Annotated in this window: 19 protein-coding genes; 9 read left to right on the forward strand and 10 right to left on the reverse strand. The window is 71.5% G+C overall.

The window, feature by feature from the left end:
* Window positions 1-46: 46 nt before the first annotated feature.
* Window positions 47-1,090: a phage shock protein operon transcriptional activator gene (gene pspF / locus AZL_RS02075; RefSeq protein WP_012973018.1), complete on the reverse strand. Its 1,044-nt coding sequence runs from the start codon at window positions 1,088-1,090 to the stop codon at window positions 47-49.
* 177 nt (window positions 1,091-1,267) lie between these two features.
* On the opposite strand from pspF, the gene AZL_RS36560 reads away from it, so the two are divergent.
* From AZL_RS36560 to AZL_RS02095, 5 genes are all read left to right on the forward strand, one after another.
* Window positions 1,268-1,432: a hypothetical protein gene (locus AZL_RS36560; RefSeq protein WP_173380465.1), complete on the forward strand. Its 165-nt coding sequence runs from the start codon at window positions 1,268-1,270 to the stop codon at window positions 1,430-1,432.
* 17 nt (window positions 1,433-1,449) lie between these two features.
* Window positions 1,450-2,121, forward strand: a complete 672-nt coding sequence (gene pspA / locus AZL_RS02080) for a phage shock protein PspA (RefSeq protein WP_012973019.1) — start codon at window positions 1,450-1,452, stop codon at window positions 2,119-2,121.
* Between the two features lie 107 nt (window positions 2,122-2,228).
* Window positions 2,229-2,456 (forward strand): envelope stress response membrane protein PspB, encoded by a 228-nt coding sequence (gene pspB, locus AZL_RS02085; protein ID WP_012973020.1) that lies wholly within the window; start codon window positions 2,229-2,231, stop codon window positions 2,454-2,456.
* Window positions 2,457-2,514: 58 nt separating this feature from the next.
* Complete coding sequence (gene pspC, locus AZL_RS02090) at window positions 2,515-2,916, forward strand: envelope stress response membrane protein PspC (protein WP_012973021.1); 402 nt, start codon at window positions 2,515-2,517, stop codon at window positions 2,914-2,916.
* A gap of 54 nt (window positions 2,917-2,970) precedes the next feature.
* Window positions 2,971-4,098, forward strand: a complete 1,128-nt coding sequence (locus tag AZL_RS02095) for an alpha/beta hydrolase family protein (protein WP_012973022.1) — start codon at window positions 2,971-2,973, stop codon at window positions 4,096-4,098.
* Window positions 4,099-4,175: 77 nt separating this feature from the next.
* On the opposite strand, the gene AZL_RS37370 is transcribed toward AZL_RS02095, so the two are convergent.
* Window positions 4,176-4,304 carry a hypothetical protein gene (locus AZL_RS37370; RefSeq protein WP_014246717.1) on the reverse strand — a complete coding sequence of 43 codons (129 nt, stop codon included), beginning with the start codon at window positions 4,302-4,304 and terminating at the stop codon, window positions 4,176-4,178.
* Window positions 4,305-4,598: 294 nt separating this feature from the next.
* On the opposite strand from AZL_RS37370, the gene AZL_RS02100 reads away from it, so the two are divergent.
* Window positions 4,599-5,180: an MAPEG family protein gene (locus tag AZL_RS02100; RefSeq protein WP_012973023.1), complete on the forward strand. Its 582-nt coding sequence runs from the start codon at window positions 4,599-4,601 to the stop codon at window positions 5,178-5,180.
* On the opposite strand, the gene AZL_RS02105 is transcribed toward AZL_RS02100, so the two are convergent.
* Together AZL_RS02105 and AZL_RS02110 are read right to left on the reverse strand one after the other, a co-directional pair.
* Window positions 5,119-6,069 (reverse strand): glycosyltransferase family 2 protein, encoded by a 951-nt coding sequence (locus AZL_RS02105; RefSeq protein WP_012973024.1) that lies wholly within the window; start codon window positions 6,067-6,069, stop codon window positions 5,119-5,121. The genes AZL_RS02100 and AZL_RS02105 overlap by 62 nt on opposite strands.
* Entirely contained in the window at window positions 6,066-7,511 is a 1,446-nt protein-coding gene (locus AZL_RS02110; protein ID WP_042442365.1) for a membrane protein, read from the reverse strand. Before AZL_RS02110 ends, AZL_RS02105 begins: the two co-directional genes overlap by 4 nt.
* A 237-nt stretch (window positions 7,512-7,748) precedes the next feature.
* On the opposite strand from AZL_RS02110, the gene AZL_RS02115 reads away from it, so the two are divergent.
* Entirely contained in the window at window positions 7,749-9,716 is a 1,968-nt protein-coding gene (locus AZL_RS02115; protein WP_012973026.1) for a right-handed parallel beta-helix repeat-containing protein, read from the forward strand.
* Between the two features lie 56 nt (window positions 9,717-9,772).
* Here the strand turns inward: AZL_RS02115 and AZL_RS02120 are convergent, their stop codons facing one another.
* From AZL_RS02120 to hemC, 4 genes are all read right to left on the reverse strand, one after another.
* Entirely contained in the window at window positions 9,773-11,122 is a 1,350-nt protein-coding gene (locus AZL_RS02120) for a heme biosynthesis protein HemY (protein WP_012973027.1), read from the reverse strand.
* Complete coding sequence (locus AZL_RS02125) at window positions 11,119-12,777, reverse strand: COG4223 family protein (protein WP_042442368.1); 1,659 nt, start codon at window positions 12,775-12,777, stop codon at window positions 11,119-11,121. The genes AZL_RS02120 and AZL_RS02125 overlap by 4 nt, the downstream gene beginning before the upstream one ends.
* Window positions 12,778-12,913: 136 nt before the next feature.
* A complete protein-coding gene (locus AZL_RS02130; RefSeq protein WP_012973029.1) occupies window positions 12,914-13,693 on the reverse strand; it encodes a uroporphyrinogen-III synthase in 780 nt (259 codons plus the stop codon).
* Window positions 13,694-13,718: 25 nt separating this feature from the next.
* Window positions 13,719-14,657: a hydroxymethylbilane synthase gene (gene hemC / locus AZL_RS02135; protein ID WP_012973030.1), complete on the reverse strand. Its 939-nt coding sequence runs from the start codon at window positions 14,655-14,657 to the stop codon at window positions 13,719-13,721.
* A gap of 169 nt (window positions 14,658-14,826) precedes the next feature.
* Here hemC and tsaD point away from each other — a divergent pair, with 169 nt between their 5' ends.
* Both tsaD and AZL_RS02145 read left to right on the forward strand, forming a co-directional pair.
* On the forward strand, window positions 14,827-15,900 hold the full coding sequence (gene tsaD, locus AZL_RS02140; protein ID WP_012973031.1) for a tRNA (adenosine(37)-N6)-threonylcarbamoyltransferase complex transferase subunit TsaD: 1,074 nt from the start codon (window positions 14,827-14,829) through the stop codon (window positions 15,898-15,900).
* Window positions 15,901-15,955: 55 nt separating this feature from the next.
* The gene (locus AZL_RS02145) at window positions 15,956-16,975 is read left to right on the forward strand and encodes an NAD(P)H-dependent glycerol-3-phosphate dehydrogenase (RefSeq protein ID WP_012973032.1); all 1,020 of its coding nucleotides are present in this window, start codon (window positions 15,956-15,958) and stop codon (window positions 16,973-16,975) included.
* A 7-nt stretch (window positions 16,976-16,982) separates the two neighbouring features.
* Here the strand turns inward: AZL_RS02145 and AZL_RS02150 are convergent, their stop codons facing one another.
* The gene (locus AZL_RS02150) at window positions 16,983-17,678 is read right to left on the reverse strand and encodes a helix-turn-helix transcriptional regulator (RefSeq protein WP_012973033.1); all 696 of its coding nucleotides are present in this window, start codon (window positions 17,676-17,678) and stop codon (window positions 16,983-16,985) included.
* Between the two features lie 31 nt (window positions 17,679-17,709).
* Window positions 17,710-18,087 (reverse strand): VOC family protein, encoded by a 378-nt coding sequence (locus AZL_RS02155; protein WP_012973034.1) that lies wholly within the window; start codon window positions 18,085-18,087, stop codon window positions 17,710-17,712.
* Between the last annotated feature and the right edge of the window lie 131 nt (window positions 18,088-18,218).

Below are 18,218 nucleotides of genomic sequence, written 5' to 3' on the forward strand. Positions count from 1 at the left end.
GTTGAGGCCCCGGTATATCACGGGATATGGGCGATCCGGGGACGGCCTATGGTCGCAGAGGCGGCGGCGGGAGCAGCCCGTGCTTCTTCAGCATGCCGCGCAGCTGGTGATAGCCGAGCCCCAGCGTCTCGGCGGTCTGGCGCTGGTTGAAGCGGTTGCGCTCCAGCGCCTCGCGCAGCATGGCCGCTTCGAAGGCCCGGACCTGATCGAGGATGCCGCCGTCGGCGGGGAGGGGGGCAGCCGCCTCCGGGGGCGGGTCCGGAGTCGCCTCCGGGGGCGGCGGCGCCTCCCGGCGGGCGGTCGGTGACGCCGCCGGGCGCCAGGGCGACTCGAAGGGATCGAGGATGACGTGGTCCAGCGGCTCGTCGGGATCGGCGGCGGCGACCGAGCGTTCCACCGCGTTGCGCAGCTCGCGCACATTGCCCGGCCAGTCATGGCGGCACAGCCGATCCAGCGCCGCGTCGGTGAAGCCGGGGAACAGCGGGCGTTGCAGCTCGCGCACCATGCCGCGGGCGAAATGCTCGGCCAGCGGCGGGATGTCGTCGGGACGGGCGCGCAGCGGCGGCAGGGTCACCACGTCGAAGGCCAGCCGGTCCAGCAGGTCGGCGCGGAACCGCCCGGCGGCGGCCAGCGCCGGCAGGTCGGCGTTGGTCGCGCCGACGACCCGGACATCGACGGTGGCGGTGCGGCCGCCGACCCGCTCGATCTCGCCATATTCGACGGCGCGCAACAGCTTCTCCTGAACGGCGGGGGAGGCGGTGGCGATCTCGTCCAGGAACAGGGTGCCGCCGTCGGCCTGCTCGATCCGGCCGGTCTGCCGGCGGGTGGCACCGGTGAAGGCCCCGGCCTCATGGCCGAACAGCTCCGAATCGAGCAGCGACTCGGGCAGGGCCGCACAGTTCACCTTGACGAAGGGGCGGTCCCACCGCTGCGACAGGTAATGCAGGCGGGCGGCGATCAGCTCCTTGCCGGTGCCGCGCTCCCCGATGACCAGCACCGGCCGTTCCAGCGGCGCCACCCGCGACACATGGGCCAGCGCCATCTGGAAGGCCGGCGATTCGCCGAGCAGGGAGGGGGGAGCCGTTGCCATCGCATATTCCGCAACTTATTCGCCATTATGACGATAATATCGCTGAATCGGCGATGCGGCAATTCGGGCGTGCCGGCGGCCGGATCGGGCCAAGCCAAGGCATCGCAACGGGTTGGTGCCGTCCTGCGGAACTGGCATGGCGGTTGCGATAGCCGTGGCATGGCAAGGAGGTCATCCATGAGCGACTTCAGCGATTTCCGCCGCCGCTACGGCGGCGACCGCTTCGACACCACCCAGGGCCGCCAGACGCTGCATCGCGTGCGCAGATTCCTGGCGACCCGGCCGGCGGAAAGCTGGCTGTTCTTCTTCGCCGGCATCATCGCCGGCGCCATCCTCGGCTGATTGACGGGACACCGACCATGAGCATCTTTTCGCGCCTGACCGACATCGTGCAGTCGAACCTCAACTCCCTGCTCGACCGCGCCGAGGAGCCGGAGAAGCTGATCCGTCTGATCGTCCAGGAGATGGAGGACACGCTGGTCGAGGTGCGCTCCTCCACCGTCAAGATCATCGCCGAGAAGAAGGAGATCGAACGCCGCGTCGTCGATCTCCACCGCGAGCGCGACGAGTGGGACCGCAAGGCCGAGGTGGCGCTGACCGCCGGCCGCGAGGATCTGGCCAAGGGGGCGCTGATGGCCAAGGCCAAGCTGGTGGAGCAGGCCGACGCGCTGACCGAGCAGCTGGTGCAGGTCGAAGCGGCGCTGGCCAAGGCCAACGAGGACATCGCCCGCCTCCAGGCCAAGCTGACCGACGCCAAGACCCGCGAGAAGGCGCTGGTGGCGCGGACCCAGACGGCGACCAACCGGGTCAAGCTGCGCACCGCGCTGCATGACGAGCGGATCAACGACGCCCTGTCGCGCTTCGAGCAGGTGGAGCGCAACCTGGACGAGATGGAGGGTCGTGTCGAATCCTACGACATCGGCCGCACCAAGAGCCTGACCGAGGAGATCGCCGAGATCGAGGCGGCGCAGAAGGTCGAAGCCGATCTGGCCGCGCTGAAGGCCCGCATCGCCGCCCGCGGCAACCGCTGACCGGGCGCTGACCGGGCGCTGACCGGGCGCCTGGGGGTGGGGCCTGATGGCTCCGCCCCCTCTCCTCACGACATCAAGCCCTCACGATAATAAGAAGGCCGACGACCATGGGGTTCCTGGGTTTCGTCCTCGCGGTGCTGTTCCTGGTGGTGGTGGCGCCGGTGTGGATCGTCTTCCACTACATCACCAAATGGCGCTCCCAGCGCGGGCTGTCCGCGCAGGACGAACGGCTGCTCGCCGAACTGTGGGAGATCTCCAACCGGCTGGAGACCCGCGTCCATGCGCTGGAGCGCGTGCTCGACACCGAGGCGCCGCACTGGCGCAACAAGGTTTGAGCGCTTCGGCGCCTGCCCCTTCCCCAATCCGAACCTCAGCGAAAGGAGCGAGGCCGCCATGGACCGCGCGTCCCCCTACGACTCGCCGAATCCGCACCGTCTCTATCGCGACCCCCGGCGCGGGGTGCTGGGCGGGGTGTGCACCGGTGTGGCCGATTATTTCGGCGTGCAGCCGGGCGTCGTCCGGTTGGCGATGCTGGTCGCCCTGTTCTTCTTCTCGGTGCCGCTGGTGATCGCCTATGTCATCGCGCTGATCCTGCTGCCGGTGCGCCCGCCGCAGCTCTATCGCGATGCCGAGGAGGAGGCGTTCTGGCGCACGGTGTCGACCAAGCCCGACCGTTCGCTCGCCGGCCTGACCCAGCGCTTCCGCGACATGGAGAAGCGGATCGTCGGGATGGAGGCCTATGTCGCCTCGAAGGAATTCGAACTGAACCGGGCGATCCGCGATCTGGACCGCTGAGGCTGGACCGCTGAGGCTTGGGCTGCTGACTTTCTTCCCTTACGGAGCGCCGAGATGACGCGTTTCCCGCCTTCCGCGCTCCTGGCGCTCGCTGTCGTGGCGCTCGCCGTCCTGGCGCCGGCGCTTCCCGCCCATGCCGACCAGCCGGCCGCCGAACCGCCGGTCATCGGTTTCCAGAAGCTCGCCCTGCCGGCGACGCCGGAGCACCGCGCGCTTGAGGTCGCGGTCTGGTATCCGGCGGAACCGGTGGGGGACTCCACGCTGGTCGGCGATACGCCGGTCATGACCGGGATGGCGCTGCGGGCCGGCGCCCCGCCACGGCCGGGGCGGCATGGGCTGGTGGTGCTGTCCCACGGCTATGGCGGCAATTGGACCAATCAGCAATGGCTGGCCGCCGGTCTGGTGGCCCAAGGCTATGTCGTCGCCGCCCCCAACCATCCCGGATCGACCAGCCGCGACATGGCCCCGCCGGGAGCCAGCATGCTGTGGAAGCGTCCCGGCGACATCAGCCGGGTCATCGACTGGTTGACCGGGGAGCCGCGCTGGTCCGGGCTGCTCATCGCCGACCGGGCGGCGGTGATCGGCCATTCGCTCGGCGGCTGGACCGCCGTGGCGCTGGCCGGCGGACGGTTCGAGCCATGGCGCCACGAGGCCGCCTGCAAGGCCCATCCGGCGATGGCGGCCTGCGGGCCGGAGATCGGCGCGTTGGAGGGCGGTGACACAAACGCGCCGACACCGACGTCCCAGGCTTGGTCAGGTGCGGCCTTGGCGGACCGGCGGATCGCGGCGGTCGTCACGCTGGATCTGGGCTTGGCGCAGGGGTTCGATCCGGCCAGCCTCGCCGCGCTCGACAAGCCATTCCTGGTGCTGGGTGCCGGTCCGGGCAACCCGAAAATGCCGGTGGAGCTGGAGTCGCGCCATCTGGCGGCGCTGCTGCCGCGCGACAAGGCGCGCTATGTCGAGATCGCCGATGCCAGCCATTTCAGCTTTCTCGGCATTTGCAAGACAGGCGCCATCCCGCTGCTGGAGGCCGCAAGCCCAGGGGACGGGATGATCTGCCGGGATGGCGACGGAACCGACGGGGACGGCCGCAACCGCGAGGCCATCCACCGTCAGCTGTCGGAACTGGTCGTCGGCTTCCTCACCTCAGCGATGCCCCCGCGAGCGATGCCGCCGAACTGAAGCGGCGCCCGCCGCGATGGCAAGCGGTCGATTGGGAACGGGACCGGCCGGACTGCCGACCCCGCGACGCGGACAGATCAGCGACGCTGACGGCGCCGGTCGCGGATGCGGATCGGAATCGGTTTCGGCGTGGGCATCGTGGCGATCAGACCGGCCAACGCCGCAGCCGTCGCCACCGCACCACCGAGCAGAACGAGATCCATCATAGGCCCTCCACCATCGAGATCGGCACCTTCACCCACATGGTGAAGCAGATGATTAGAACATGGTAGCGAAAAGAGAGACCGACAACATCCCTCTCCATCAGGGCAATCCCCAGGATGTGCTGTCGAACACAGCGATATCGGACACCCAGGACGCTCACCCGGCCTTGATCCAAATCACGGGCTGGGCCGTTATTGGATAAAAGGACAGGGCGTGGCCGTTCCCGCATCGGATGGGGCGGGCCGCCCCTGTCGTCCACGCGCCGCCTTCCCGGCCTTCGACGGAGCCCCACCCAGATGTCCGATACCGGTCTTCGCCCGCAAGCCGCCCGCCCGCAAGCTTCCCACGGGCGCAAAGGCCTGGTCTTCCGCGCCCTGCTGGTGAACGGGGCGGCCGGCGCGCTGACGGTTCTGCTGTTCGTCCTGCTGCTGTCGCTGGTGGCGCCGCCGGACGGGGTATCCTCGCCGGCGGCGCGGATGGCGCTGTGGGCGAGGCTGGCGGTCTGGCCGGCGCTGGTGCTGTTCCTGATGGTCGGCGGCGTGATGGCGATGCGTGGGCGCCATGCCGCGCTCAACCCGATCGACGATCCCGAATCGCGCGGGCAGCGCATCTGCCAGCGGGTGCTGTCCAACAGCGTGGAGCAATCCGCCATCTTCCTCCCGGCGCTGGCCGGTCTGGTCGCCACCCTGCCGCAGCCCTCGCTGGCGGCGGCGGCGGTGGCGACCGGACTGTTCGTGCTTGGCCGGTTGCTGTTCTGGGCCGGCTATCTTATCCATCCCTTCGCCCGGGCGCCGGGGATGGCGATGACGCTGACCGTCACTCTGATCGTGCTGGGCTGGGCCGTTCTGCTGCAACTGGGCGGGATGCGGCCCGGCTGACGGCTTTGTCGGCGGGCGCCGCGCTGGCCGGCGCCGCCGTCCTCGCCAGATGCAGCCAGCGCCGGTAGGCCCCGACGCCGACCGGCGCCCGATGCTTCAGCCCGATGCGCAGGATCTCCGGCAGAGCCAGCAGCACCTTCAGGTCGGTCAGGCGCGGGCCGTGGCGCAGGTTCTTCCAGCTGTTGCCGGCCCAGCTCCGCGCCAGCCGCCATGCCATCAGCGGGGCGGGGCAGCGCGCCACCTCGCGGATCAGGTCGTTGCGGTGGTTGTAGAAGCGCTCCAGTCCCGGCTTGCGGCCCTTCTCGCTCTTGTCGTGGTAGACCATCACATCGGGCAGGGCCACGACGCGGAAGCCGGCGCCGACCAGCCGCAGGCAACGGTCCTTCTCCTCGCCCTGGCGATAGAGCTCGGGCATGTAGAGGCCGACCCGCTCGACCGCGCTGCGCCGCAGCAGATGGCCGCATCCGACATACCAGGGCACATCGAAGGGGGCGGCATTCCTGGGGAAATAGACCAGCCCGTCGCGCGTCTCGATGTTGCAGGCGACGGCGGCGACCTCGGGATGGCTTTCCAGATGGGCGACGCAGCGGGCCAGCCCGTCCGGCTCCGCGAACCAGCTGTCGTCGTCCACCGACAGGATGCAGTCGCCGCTCGTATTCACGAAGCCGAAGTTGCGGGCCAGGATCAGCCCGCCATTGTGCGGCTGGCGGACATAGCGGACGGCCGGGAACTCCGCCCGCATCATCGCGCCGGTGCCGTCGCTGGAGCCGTCGTCGATGACGATGATCTCCATCGGCGGGGTGGTCTGGGCCATCAGCCGGGTCAGCGCGATGCGCAGTTCCGGCCCGCGGTTGTAGGTGGCGATGACGGCGCTGACGGTCAGCGTCATGACGGCTCCCTTCTGGCCAAGGACGGCCGGGGGCCGCCGGCGAAGCGTGTTGCGGGATTGGGCGGGGCCACCACCGGACCCAGCGGGTCGTCGTCCAGGATCCCCCAGGCGCGCAAGGCGCGGGTCAGCGCGATCCACAGCAGGATCGGCAGCAGCGAGAAGAAGCCGAACTTCACGATGGTGATGTTGCCGTCGCGGAACCATTGCAGGCACAGCGGCAGGAAGGCGCAATAGAACAGCACGGCGTAGCGGTTGCGGAATCCGCTGGTCCAGAACCAGCGGTGCAGCCGGCCCAGGATCAGCCCGACCACGACCATGGTGACGACCATGCCGATCCAGCCGGCGCTCATCCAGCCGTCGCCGGGCAGCGAGGTGGTCAGGTTGTAGAAGACGCCGTAATCGTTGAGGTCCACCCATTTCACCGGCGCCCCCACCGGCTTGCCCGGCCACAGCAGGCGCGGGATCGGTTCGGTGAACAGTTGCAGATACTGGGTGAACCAGGTGTAGGTCGCCGACTGTTTCGGCACCACCCACAGGATATAGGCGAGGAAGTCGAAATTGGCCAAATCCTGACCGGCCAGCGCGTCGAGCGCCCGGCCGCCGCCGCTGCCGCCGTTGAACCGGAAGAGGACGGAGACCGGGGCGTCGCCCGCCAGCACGTCGCGGAAGGCGTCGCGGTTGTTGCCGAGCACGGTGAACAGCCCCAGCACCGGGATGGCGGCCAGCACATGCCACAGCCGGAACCATTTGCTGCGGCTGCGGTAGAGCAGCAGCAGCACCAGCCCGAGGATGCCCATGATGATCGCCCAGCGGCCCCAGCCGAGATAGGCGCGGTAGGCGACGAAGCCGGCGAAGGGGATGAAGGACAGCGGGTGGAAGCGGCAGACCCAGATCAGTCCCAGGGTCAGCGGCAGGCCCATCGAATGGGCCTCGGCGATGTAGCCGGTGGTGTTGGTGTAGATCGGCTGGCCGGTCAGCGGATCGCGCTCCATCTGCACGTCGCCGGTGCCGTCGAAGCTGGCGCCGGCCTGGCGCTGGACCGCCGAATAGATGGCGAGCGGGGCGAGCAGCGCCGCCGTGGTCAGGAAGGCGACGATGTCGACGCGGTCGAAGGTGAAGCCGGGCGCCGGTTCGCCGTCCGGGGTCCAGTCGGGCCGGGCCAGACCGGCCCAGACGCAGGCGGCGGCGAAGGCGATCAGTCCGACCGAACTGACCACCAGCGTCATGACGAATTGCCGTTCGTCCGGCCAGAAGCCCATGAACAGCCAGACATCGTCGAAATGCTGGGTGTGGACCAGGATCGGCCGCATGACGAAGACCAGGGCGTGGAAGATCAGATACAGCGTCATCGGATGGAACATCGATGCGCTGCCGGAGCTGAGGAACACGGCGGTCACCAGCACCAGAACCAGGACCTGCGCGATCAGCGCCATTTCGATCATCGGCAAACCGTCCCCGGTCGGGGGCGTCCTTGGAAAGCGGCTGACGGGAGCGGCCAGCCTATACGCCCCGTTCCGGGCCGGCAGGGGTGCAGAGGGCGTGGCCCCTTCGCACCCGCACACCCCCTTCGCGCTTTTGCCGGTGCGGCGGGGCTGGGTCAGTCTCCCTCCACCGGCGGCCTCGCCGCTGGTTTTGAGGCCCATCGGCGGCATCGCCGCCGTCTTTGAGGAGGTTCTCCCATGTTCCGTTCCCACCCTCGTTTTCGACGTGGAGCGGCCCAAATCCTGCCTCGGCTTTTCCTGACCTGCGCGGTTCTGCTCCCGGTTGCCGGAGGGGGGCCGGCAATCGCGGCCGACACCAGCTTCGCCAGCACCACCTTCTATGTCTCGCCCACCGGCAACGACCGCTGGTCGGGACGCCTGTCACAGCCGTCGCCGGACGGGCGCGACGGTCCCTTCGCCACCCCGGCCCGCGCGCTGGCCGCCGCCAAGGGAAGCGGCCCGGTCATTGTGCGGCTGCATGGCGGCACCTATCGGCTGACCGCGCCGCTGGTGGTGGACGGCTCGCTGCCGGGGCTGCGGCTGACCGCGGTGGAGGGGGAGCGGCCGGTGCTGTCGGGCGGCGAAGCGGTTGGCGGCGCCCGGATGGCCGACGGCGTGTTGTCGGCGCCGCTGGCGCGCGATCCGGGGCTGGACGTCGCGATCGGCGGCCCCGGTGACGCTCGGCGGCTGGATGCGGCGCGCAGCGGCGATTTCAACCCCGGCGACCCGCGCAGCGGCTGGTTCCCGGCCAGGGCGGTCCAGTCCGATCCCAAAAGCCAGGGGAGCAAGCGCCAGATGCGGCTGCCGCCCGGCTTGCTGAAGGCCGGCTGGGCCGGGCCGGGGGTGCGGGCGCAGGCGCTGGACCGCGAACGGCTGTCCGACGACCTGCTGGACGTGGTGTCCGCCGATCCGGGCGGGCTGCTGAGCTTCGGCGGCGACGGGCAGTATCCCTACCGCGACGGCTCCACGGTGCGGCTGCTCGGCCATCCCGATTTCCTGACGCGGCCGGGCGAGTTCGCCTGGGACGCCGGGGCCAAACGGCTTCTGGTCAAGCCGCCGGCCGGGGTGAACGCCGCGGGGGCGGAGCTGGTGGTGGCGCGGCAGCCGGTGCTGCTGCGGCTGGACAATGCCCGCAACGTGACGGTGGACGGGTTGACCTTCACCGACGTGCCCTGGGACGGCAACGCGGTGGTGGTGAAGGGTGGCGGCGGCGCGCGCATCGCCGGCAACCGCTTCGCCCTGGTCGGCACCGCGGTGATGCTGGACGGGGCCGGCGGCAGCGAGGTGTCGGGCAACCGGATGGAGCATCTCGGCCGGTCGGGCGTGGTGCTGGCGCCGGGCAGCAACGGCAACCGCATCCTCGCCAACCGCATCGGCGACATCGGCGAGGTGCGCTTCTTCAGTGGCGGGGTGATGGGCGCCGGCATCCGCGACACGCTGATCGCCCACAACGACATCCGCCGTTCGGCCCGCTACGGCATCTCGATCAAGAACTGGAACCCGCAGACGGTGAACAGCGACAACACCATCGAGTTCAACCGCATCCGTGACACGGCGCGCCAGAGCGCCGACGCCGGCGCCATCGAGATGCTGGGCCGCAGCGGCAACGACACCCGCAGCGTCATCCGCTTCAACGACATCCGCGACACCGGCGGCCTCGCCACCGACGCCCAGGGCCAGTGGCTGGTCCGCTACAAGGGCTTCGGCATCTATCTGGACGACATGACCAGCGGGGTGACGGTTCAGGGCAACCTGCTGGCCAACACCGGCATGGCGGCGATCTTCCTGCATGGCGGCGACAACAACCGGGTGGCCGACAACGTCACGGTGATGAATGACGGCAAGGACCGCTTCCTGCGGCTGGAGTGGGTGCCCGGCGCCGGCCCGGCCGGCCGCATGCATGGCAATGTGGCGGACGGCAACGTCGTGGCCGGGCCGTCGCCGAAGGAGCAGCTGGTCAACAGCCTGTCCGGCGGCGACTACCGCATCGACAACACCCGGTTGGAGAACGCCGCCCCCGTTGTGGAGGCCGCCGGCATCGCCGGCGCCGCCAGGGCCGCGGCTCCGCCTGCCTCGGTTCCGCCTGCCGGGGACCGTCTGCTGGACCGTTTGGTGGCGATGAAGGAATTGCCGCTGGATCGCGTCGGGCCGGAGGGGATGCGGTAAGGGAAATAAAAACGCCCTCTCCCCGGGGGGAGAGGGCGTTCTTCAACGGCTTGTCGTCACGCCGTCGCCGGGCGGGCGAGGGCCGGGGGGAGGTCGGTCGCTTCCATCAGCGGGACGGCGACCGTCGGGGCCTTCCAGCTCAGGCTGTCGAAGGCGCCGCAATGGCCGCACAGCCCGCCCCAGTTATGGCTGACCGCCCCGCAGGAGCCGCAGGTCCACACCGGATCCTCCGGCGCGTTGGCGGCCTTGGCCAGCCAGTCCTTCGCCACCTCCTCGTCATGGCGCTCGCCGCGGTCCAGCGCGGCCATCAGCCGGTAGGTGCGGCGGGTCGGGCCGATCTCCATGGCGCGCTCCAGATGCTGGCGCGCCTCGCCCCAGAGCTGGGCGTCGATGGCGGCGCGGGCGACGGCGAGATGCGACTCGGCCGAGTCGGGGGCCTGCCGCACCAGCTTCTGGAACAGCCGGACACGGGTCAGCGCGTCATAGCTGGCGACGATGGTGCCGTAGATGTCGGCGAGCTCCGGATGGGGCTCGTGGCGCCAGGCCCGCTCCACCACCTTGGCGGCCGGCTTCAGCCGGTCGGCGGCGACCTGGAGACGGGCGAGACGCACCGCGGCGGGGGCGAAGCCCGGCATCAGGTCGTGCGCCGCCTGGGCGTGCGACAGGGCGGCGTCGGCGCGGCCGCGGCGTTCCGCCTCGAAGCTGCGCTCGAGCAGCAGGACGACGCGATGGCGGCGGCCCTCCTCGGTCGGCATCGCCCCGGCCTGGATCGCCTGTTGCAGCGTGCCCTCGGCGGCGGCCCAGTCACCGGCCCGCGCCTCCAGGTCATAGAGCGTGCCGAGCAGCCAAGGCGTGTTGGGTTGCAGCCCGCGCGCCTTGCGGGCGAGCGTCAGCGCCTCCACCCGGTCGCCCGACTTGATCGCCTGGGTCAGCAGCCCGCGCATGCCGAGGAAGGCGGTTTCCGGCCGTTCCAGCATGGCGGTGAAATACTGCTTGGCGGCGCGCTCGTCGCCCTGCAACTGGGCGGCCTGGGCCGACAGCAGCATGGTCAGCGGCGGCTCGTTCAGCAGCACGTCGGCCTTGCGCGCCATCTTGCGCGCGGTCGGCGCGTCGCCGGCGGCGATGGCGACCATGCCCTGGGTCAGCGCGCGATAGCCGCGCTCGCGCCGGCGGGCGCGGCTGTGGCGGCGCAGGCGCTGCGGCAGGCGGATCGTGCCGCGCAGCAGGCGGTAGCCCAGCGCCGCGAGGCCCAGCGCCGCCAGCAGAACCAGCAGGGCGACCCAGAAGGGCGCCTCGACGGCGTAGCCCAGCCAATGGACGCTGACGCTGCCGGGACGGTCGGCGAGCCAGATCGCGATCGCGATGACGACCGCGAGCTTCAGAAGGAACCAGAGGGCGCGGATCATTGGGCCGCCCCTTTCCCGCCGGCGGCGGTGGTCATCAGGGCGATGGCGCGGTCGTTCAGCTGGCGCGCGGCCTGATCGGCGGCCAGGCGCGCCTTGGCGTCGGCCAGCCACGCGGCGGCGGCCTGCGCCGCCGGACCCTGGAGCGCCGACAGCTCCTCCGCCGCCTTGGCGAGGTTGCCGGCGGCGAGATCCGCCTCGGCGCGGGCGACGACGGCGTCGGCGGTGGTGCCGACCACCCCGCCGCCCTCACGGCGCACGGTGACCAGGGTGGACAGCTTGCCGACCGCCGAATCGATCCAGCCGTTGCCCTCGCCGCGCACCTCGGCCCGGACGATCTCGCCGGCCAGCGGCTGGAAGCGGTCGGTCAGTTGGGCGCGGGTCGGGATGCCTTTGGCGGCATAGGGCGCCACGGCGTCGAGCGGCTGGGTCACGCCAGGGTCGGAGAGGCCGAGCGCGCGAACCGCCTGGAGGTCCTGCTGGAACGGCTGCCCGCCCGACAGGGCGGCGCGCAGCTGGCCGGCGGCCAGCACCAGCGCCTGGGCGGTGCTGGCGGCGTCCTGCCGTTCGCTGACGGTCTGCTTGATGCCGGCGATCTGCTGAGTCAGCGCCACGACCTCGCCGCGCAGATCCTGGGCGGCCTGGGCGCCGCCGGCGGCGGCGGTGACCTTCTGCTCCAGGGCGGCGAGGCGGTCGGCCAGCGCCTTCTGGGCGTCGCCGGCATCGGCACCGGCGGCCGGGCGCTTCTCCAGCGCGTCGATCCGCTGGGCCAGCGCGGAGAGGTCGGCGTTGCCGCCGCCGGCCGCCGCCGGCCGCTGCTCCAGCTTGCCGACGCGGTCGGCGAGCTGCTGGATCTGCGCGCGCAGGGCCGGGTCGGCCGGGGCGGACGCGCCGCTCGCGGCGGAGGTGGCCGGCCAGCCGGGCAGGGCCGGACCCCACCAGGGTTCCGACAATGCCGCGGCGCCGACCAGCAGGGCGACGACCGACAATGCCGCGGCGAAGCCGCCGCTGGGCCGCGGTTCCTCGAGATAGGACGGGGTCGGGGCGATGGTCGGGCGCACCGGTTCGGCATTGGCGCCGCGGCTGTAGCCCGCGCCGCCGGCGGTGGTCGTCGGTTTGTCCTTATCCGCGCCGGCCTTTTCCGTGCCGTTCTTCGGCGCGTCGGCAAGGCTGTCGGCGGCGCCAACCGGCGTGACCGGCGGAATCAGGGCGTCGGCCGATCGCAGTTCGGTCACCGGTCCGGGTGGGGGCGTGTCGGCGGCCGGACCGCCGTCGGCCGGGGAAGCGGCCGTGGAAGGTGCCGGCTCCGCCACCGGGGTGACGTCGATGGTGGTTTCGGCCGGGACGGCGGCGACGGAGGCGTCGGCCTGCCGGTCCTCGCTGGGGGTGGCGGCGTCCAGGTCGGCGTCGTCGAGCTTGATGCGGTGCTTGGCGGCGGCGGCGCGGAGGTCGGCATGGCGGGCCAGCGGGATCGCGCCCCGCTTCTTCCAGCCCTGGACCGTGGTCACCGGGGTGTCGAGCTTGTTGGCCATCGGGCGGATGCCGCCGAAACGTTCGACGATGCGGTCGACCGCCGCATTGCCGGTGCTGGCGCCGTCGCCGTCACGGTCGGGGCCTGGGCCGGCGCCGGGGCGTTCGGAGCCTGGACGAGAGGTCATGGGCTGTACCTTCGGTTCGCTGTTGTTCGTTTCAACGTCACAGCCCCCTGACCGGTCCCCCTCGTCCCCCGTCCGGCCGAGATCCCCACCGGACGCGCCGGGCGGAGGTAAGCCGTACGGCCGGACCGCGCCGGGGTTACCCGGCGACCGGCAACAGATCGAGCAGGGAGTCCTGCTCTGGCCGCGCCGCCACCCGTACGCTCTTCCACGGCACCGCTCCCCCGTCGCCGTACGCACAGGCAGCCTCCGCGACCGCGGGGCTGAGGCAGAACGCGTCGACCGTACGACAACGATCGACCAGTCCCGCCCCGGCCAGCAACCTAACAAAGGATGAAGCGGTACGGGGAGAGAAAAACAGCACGCCGTCCAAACCGGACGTACGCAAAAATGTCGCGGTCTCATCCGACAGGGTTAGCGCGGGTACGGCGTCGTACATCACGCTGCGCCGCAGCATGAAGCCGGCGGCGCCCAGCAAGCCGGCAAGGTCGCCGGCGACCTTGCTTCCCGCCACATGCAGCAGCGTACCGGCGGACGGATCGCGCAGGGCGCGGACGCGCCCGGCCAGCGCGTACACGTCGCCCGACGCGCTGTCGACCATGGTGAAGCCGGCGGCCCGCGCCGCCCGCGCCGTGGCGTCGCCGACGGCGTGCACCGGACGGTCGCGCCGGCTCGTACGTTTGGAGTATGCCCGTACGCCGTTCGCGCTGGTGAAGAGCAGCGCCTGTACGTCGGAAAGGTCGGGCTCCGGCCCGTCGAGCCAGACCATCGACAGCATCGGTTCCACTGCCGTGTCGTGGCCGAGCGCCTCCAGCCGCCGGACCAGCGGCTCGGCGTCCTCCGCCGGACGCGTCACCAGCAGACGCGTACGGGGGCGGGACGGGGACGGGACGGGACGGGCGGGCTGCTTTTCCGTCATGCGGAAAACCTCCCGGAGTGGAGGGTCAGTGCGGGGTGGCGGCGAAGAAATCGGGCGGAAGCTGCGCCCGGATCTCGGCCCCGGCGTCGGCGCCAAGCGACTCGGCGTTCGCCGCCTTGCCGCGCCGCTCCGCCCGGAAGATGCTGCGGCCGTCGCAGGACAGCACCTTGGCGCGCAGATGCAGCGCGTCGCCGTCCAGCAGGGCCAGTGCCGCGATCGGGGTGCGGCAGGACCCGTCCAGCGCGGCGAGCAGCGCCCGCTCCGCCGTGACGCGGACCATGGTCTCGGCGCAGTTCAGCGGGGCGAGCAGGGCGCGGGTGGCGTCGTCGGCGCTGCGGATCTCGATGCCGATGGCGCCCTGGGCCACCGCCGGCAGCATGGTTTCCGGTTCCAGCACCGCGCTGATGCGGCCGGTCAGGCCGAGGCGGCGCAGGCCGGCCAGCGCCAGCAGGGTGGCGTCGACCTCGCCGGCGTCGAGCTTGGACAACCGGGTCTGCACATTGCCGCGCAGCGGGAAAATCCTCAGGTCGGGACGCAGCTCCAGCACCTGGGCCTGGCGGCGCAGCCCGGCGGTGCCGACCACGGCGCCGGCCGGCAGGTCGGCCAGACCGCCGCCGGAGCGGGAGAAGAAGGCGTCGCGCGGATCCTCGCGCGGCAGCAGGGTGGCGATCTCCAGCCCGTCGGGAAGCTGGGTCGGCACGTCCTTCATCGAATGGACGGCGAGGTCGGCGCGGCCGTCGAACAGCGCCTCCTCCAGCTCCTTGGTGAACAGGCCCTTGCCGCCGGCCTCCGCCAGGGTGCGGTCGAGGATGCGGTCGCCGGTGGTCTTGAAGACGACGATCTCGATGGCGCCGGGCGCCGCGAGATGCGGATGGGCGGCGATCAGGCGGTCGCGGGTTTCATGGGCCTGCGCCAGCGCCAGCGGGCTGCCGCGCGTCCCGATACGGAGCGGGTGGGTCGTCATGGGCCCGAGTTCTAGGGGATCCGCGCAGCTTTGCAAGGATTCGTCTGTTTCCCATACATAAGATTGAGGCGGATCAAATTCCGGGCGCGCGGCCCGCGGCGGGGTATCGGGCGGGGGCGGGCGCAACTCCGCCCTATACCCGGACGGCCAAGGCGGCTAATTTGGCGCCATGATCGTTCTTGGAATCGAAACGAGCTGCGACGAGACGGCCGCCGCGATCGTCACCGACGCGCGTGAAATCCGCGCCGACGTCGTGCTGTCGCAGCTGGACGACCACACGCCCTATGGCGGCGTCGTTCCGGAAATCGCCGCCCGCGCCCATCTGGAGCATCTCGACGGGCTGATCCGCCGCGCCATGGCCGAGGCCGGGATCGGCTTCGGCGACCTCGACGCGGTGGCGGCCACCGGCGGGCCGGGGCTGATCGGCGGCGTCATCGTCGGGGTGATGACCGCCAAGGCCATCGCCGCGGCGCGCGGACTGCCCTTCGTCGCCGTCAACCATCTGGAAGGCCATGCGCTGACCGCGCGGCTGACCGACGGCGTCGCCTTTCCCTATCTGCTGCTGCTGGTGTCGGGCGGCCATTGCCAGCTGTTGGCGGTGGAGGGGGTCGGGCGTTACCGCCGGCTCGGCACCACCATCGACGACGCGGTCGGCGAGGCGTTCGACAAGACCGCCAAGCTGCTGGGGCTGGGCTATCCCGGCGGGCCGCTGGTGGAGAAGGCGGCGGCGCGGGCGACCGATCCGGCGCGCTTCAGCCTGCCGCGGCCGATGCTGGGCCGTCCGGGCTGCGACTTCTCCTTCTCCGGGCTGAAGACCGCGGTGCGGCGCCATGTGGAGGAGTTGGGGGGCACGCTGACGGAGGCCGACCGCAACGACCTCGCCGCCGCCTTCCAGGCGACGGTGGCGGAGGTGCTGGCCGACCGCTGCGCCCGCGCCATCCGCCGCTTCAAGGAGGAGCATCCGCAGGGCGGCGCCCTGGTGGTGGCCGGCGGCGTCGCCGCCAACAAGGCGATCCGCAGCCGGCTGTCGATGCTGGCGCAGACGCAGCGCATGCCGTTCGTCGCGCCACCGCTGCGCCTGTGCACCGACAACGCCGCGATGATCGCCTGGGCCGGGATCGAGCGCTTCCGGCTGGGCGGGAGCGATCCCTTGAACTTCGCCCCGCGTCCGCGCTGGCCGCTCGACCCGGACGCGGCGCCGGTGATCGGGCGCGCCGGGGTCGGCGCGGGGGTGAAGGCGTGAAAATCCCCCTCTCCCGAGGCGGGAGAGGATTTTGACCGGATTGGATAGTGGTGAGATGACAATGATGCCCCCCTCCCCCCTTCACCGCGTCGGCGTCGTCGGCGGCGGCGCCTGGGGGACGGCGCTGGCGCTGGCGGCCTTGCGGGCCGGGCGCGAGACGCTGCTGTGGGCACGGGAGCCGGCGGTGGTGGAGGCGATGAGCCTGCGCCGCGAGAACCGCGACTATCTGCCCGGCGTGCCGCTGCCCGACGCGCTGCGCATCACCGGCGACCTTGCCGATCTCGGCGGGTGCGACGCCGTGCTGCTGGTGTCGCCGGCCCAGCATGCGCGCGGCGTCACCGCGCGGATGGCGCCGCTGCTGAAGCCGGGTGTGCCCGTCGTCGTCTGCGCCAAGGGGATCGAGCTGGACAGCCACGCGCTGATGAGCGAGGCGGTCGCCGCCTCCCTGCCCGCCGGCAACCCGGTGGCGATCCTGTCCGGCCCGACCTTCGCGGCGGAGGTGGCGCGCGGGCTGCCGACGGCGGTGACGCTGGCCTGCGCCGACGGGGCGCTCGGCACGGCGCTGGTCGCGGCGCTGGGCAGCCGCACCTTCCGGCCCTACCGCTCGGACGACGTCATCGGCTCCCAGGTCGGCGGGGCGGTGAAGAATGTGCTGGCGATCGCCTGCGGCGTCGTCGAGGGGCGGCGGCTGGGCGACAACGCGCGGGCGGCGCTGATCACCCGCGGGCTGGCGGAGATCACCCGGCTGGCGCTGGCGCTCGGCGGCCGGGCGGAGACGCTGATGGGGCTGTCGGGGCTGGGCGATCTGACGCTGACCTGCTCCAGCCTGCAATCGCGCAACATGTCGCTGGGGGCGGCGCTGGGCGAGGGCAAGGCGCTGGCCGACATCCTGGCGGTGCGCCGCTCGGTGGCGGAGGGGGTCTACACCGCCGCCGCCGTGGTCGGGCTGGCGGCGAAGCGGGGGGTCGACATGCCGATCTGCGGCGCCGTCGACGCCATCCTGAACCGCGGCGCCGGGCTGGACGAGACCATCGACGGGCTGCTGTCGCGCCCCTTCCGCGGCGAAGGGGGGTAAGGAGGGGCTATCCCGGCCGGCAACCGTCCTCGCGCCAGCGGGCGAGGTAATCCGCCAGCCCGCGTCCGGGGGTCTCGTCGAAGCGGCGCTCCAGCGCCATCAGGGTCTCCATGCGGTCGATGCGGAAGCTGCGGAACTCTTCGCGCAGTTCGCACCAGGCGCCCAGCGTCCACACCCGGCCCCAGAAGAACAGGCCGAGCGGCTGGACCGCGCGGGCGGAATGGGTGCCGTCCTGGCGCCGGTAGTCGAACAGCACGACGCGCCGGGCGTTGATGGCGCAGCGCAGCACGTCCATCCGGTCGCGCAGGGCGGCGGGGAAGGAGAAATCCGGGACGAAGACGCGGCTGTCGGCCAGCTCGCGCCGCCGCGCCTCCGGCACCACCGCCTCGACCTTGTCGAGCGCGCGGGCGGCGGCATCGGCGAGAGCGCCGCCGACCCAGGCGCGGGCGAGGCGGGCGCCGACCACCAGCGCCTCCACCTCGTCCCGGGTGAACATCAGCGGCGGCAGGTCGTAGCCGTCGCGCAGCAGATAGCCGACGCCGGCCTCGCCCTCCACCGGCACGCCGGAGGCGGCGAGGTCGCGCATGTCGCGGTAGACGGTGCGCTCCGACACCTCCAGGCAGCGCGCCAACTCGCCAGCCGTCACCAGCCGCCCCTTGCGGAGATGCTGGACGATCTGGAACAGGCGGTCGGCGCGGCGCATGGCGGCGGCTTTGGGGCGGCGGCTTTGGGCGTCAGTGCATCGAGAACAGGCCGATGCGGTTGCCCTCGCTGTCGATCAATTGGGCGAAATAGCCGATCTCCGGCGTGATCAGCGTCTTCGGCACGACGATGGCGGCGCCGGCCTGCTCGGCGCGGGCCAGCGGGGCGGACAGGTCGTCGCCGCCGTTCAGATAGACGGTGGTGCCGTCGGCGCTGGGCTTGCAGGCCTCATGCTGGATCAGGCAACCCTTGACCGCGTCGCCCTCCGCCGGGAAGACGGCCATGGTCATGCCGCCGGGGCAGGGTTCCTGGATCAGTTTGGTGGCGAAGACCGTCTCGTAGAAGCGGACGGCGCGGGCGAGATCGGCGACGGGGATTTCAAACCAGGTGACGACGTGCGGGAAGGCCATGGAACGGACTCCTGACAGAGGGGAGAGGAATGTTCGTGGTTCGTGCCGGCACGCCCCCTTGATAGCACACCCCCTCCTGACAGCGTGATGTCAGGAGCTATCGGCGGTCCCGAATAAAACCTGCCAGCCAC

The organism is Azospirillum sp. B510 (assembly GCF_000010725.1).
GTDB classification, from domain to species: domain Bacteria; phylum Pseudomonadota; class Alphaproteobacteria; order Azospirillales; family Azospirillaceae; genus Azospirillum; species Azospirillum lipoferum_B.

What these genes read in the sequence shown, in the direction of transcription:
- AZL_RS36560 (WP_173380465.1), top strand. Translation starts at nt 1,268, where the DNA reads ATGAGCGACTTCAGCGATTTCCGCCGCCGCTACGGCGGCGACCGCTTC.
- pspF (WP_012973018.1), bottom strand. Translation starts at nt 1,090, where the DNA reads ATGGCAACGGCTCCCCCCTCCCTGCTCGGCGAATCGCCGGCCTTCCAG.
- AZL_RS02145 (WP_012973032.1), top strand. Translation starts at nt 15,956, where the DNA reads ATGACAATGATGCCCCCCTCCCCCCTTCACCGCGTCGGCGTCGTCGGC.
- AZL_RS02095 (WP_012973022.1), top strand. Translation starts at nt 2,971, where the DNA reads ATGACGCGTTTCCCGCCTTCCGCGCTCCTGGCGCTCGCTGTCGTGGCG.
- AZL_RS02120 (WP_012973027.1), bottom strand. Translation starts at nt 11,122, where the DNA reads ATGATCCGCGCCCTCTGGTTCCTTCTGAAGCTCGCGGTCGTCATCGCG.
- AZL_RS37370 (WP_014246717.1), bottom strand. Translation starts at nt 4,304, where the DNA reads ATGATGGATCTCGTTCTGCTCGGTGGTGCGGTGGCGACGGCTGCGGCG.
- AZL_RS02155 (WP_012973034.1), bottom strand. Translation starts at nt 18,087, where the DNA reads ATGGCCTTCCCGCACGTCGTCACCTGGTTTGAAATCCCCGTCGCCGAT.
- AZL_RS02105 (WP_012973024.1), bottom strand. Translation starts at nt 6,069, where the DNA reads ATGACGCTGACCGTCAGCGCCGTCATCGCCACCTACAACCGCGGGCCG.
- AZL_RS02115 (WP_012973026.1), top strand. Translation starts at nt 7,749, where the DNA reads ATGTTCCGTTCCCACCCTCGTTTTCGACGTGGAGCGGCCCAAATCCTG.
- pspB (WP_012973020.1), top strand. Translation starts at nt 2,229, where the DNA reads ATGGGGTTCCTGGGTTTCGTCCTCGCGGTGCTGTTCCTGGTGGTGGTG.
- AZL_RS02110 (WP_042442365.1), bottom strand. Translation starts at nt 7,511, where the DNA reads ATGATCGAAATGGCGCTGATCGCGCAGGTCCTGGTTCTGGTGCTGGTG.
- hemC (WP_012973030.1), bottom strand. Translation starts at nt 14,657, where the DNA reads ATGACGACCCACCCGCTCCGTATCGGGACGCGCGGCAGCCCGCTGGCG.
- AZL_RS02100 (WP_012973023.1), top strand. Translation starts at nt 4,599, where the DNA reads ATGTCCGATACCGGTCTTCGCCCGCAAGCCGCCCGCCCGCAAGCTTCC.
- pspC (WP_012973021.1), top strand. Translation starts at nt 2,515, where the DNA reads ATGGACCGCGCGTCCCCCTACGACTCGCCGAATCCGCACCGTCTCTAT.
- tsaD (WP_012973031.1), top strand. Translation starts at nt 14,827, where the DNA reads ATGATCGTTCTTGGAATCGAAACGAGCTGCGACGAGACGGCCGCCGCG.
- pspA (WP_012973019.1), top strand. Translation starts at nt 1,450, where the DNA reads ATGAGCATCTTTTCGCGCCTGACCGACATCGTGCAGTCGAACCTCAAC.
- AZL_RS02130 (WP_012973029.1), bottom strand. Translation starts at nt 13,693, where the DNA reads ATGACGGAAAAGCAGCCCGCCCGTCCCGTCCCGTCCCCGTCCCGCCCC.
- AZL_RS02125 (WP_042442368.1), bottom strand. Translation starts at nt 12,777, where the DNA reads ATGACCTCTCGTCCAGGCTCCGAACGCCCCGGCGCCGGCCCAGGCCCC.
- AZL_RS02150 (WP_012973033.1), bottom strand. Translation starts at nt 17,678, where the DNA reads ATGCGCCGCGCCGACCGCCTGTTCCAGATCGTCCAGCATCTCCGCAAG.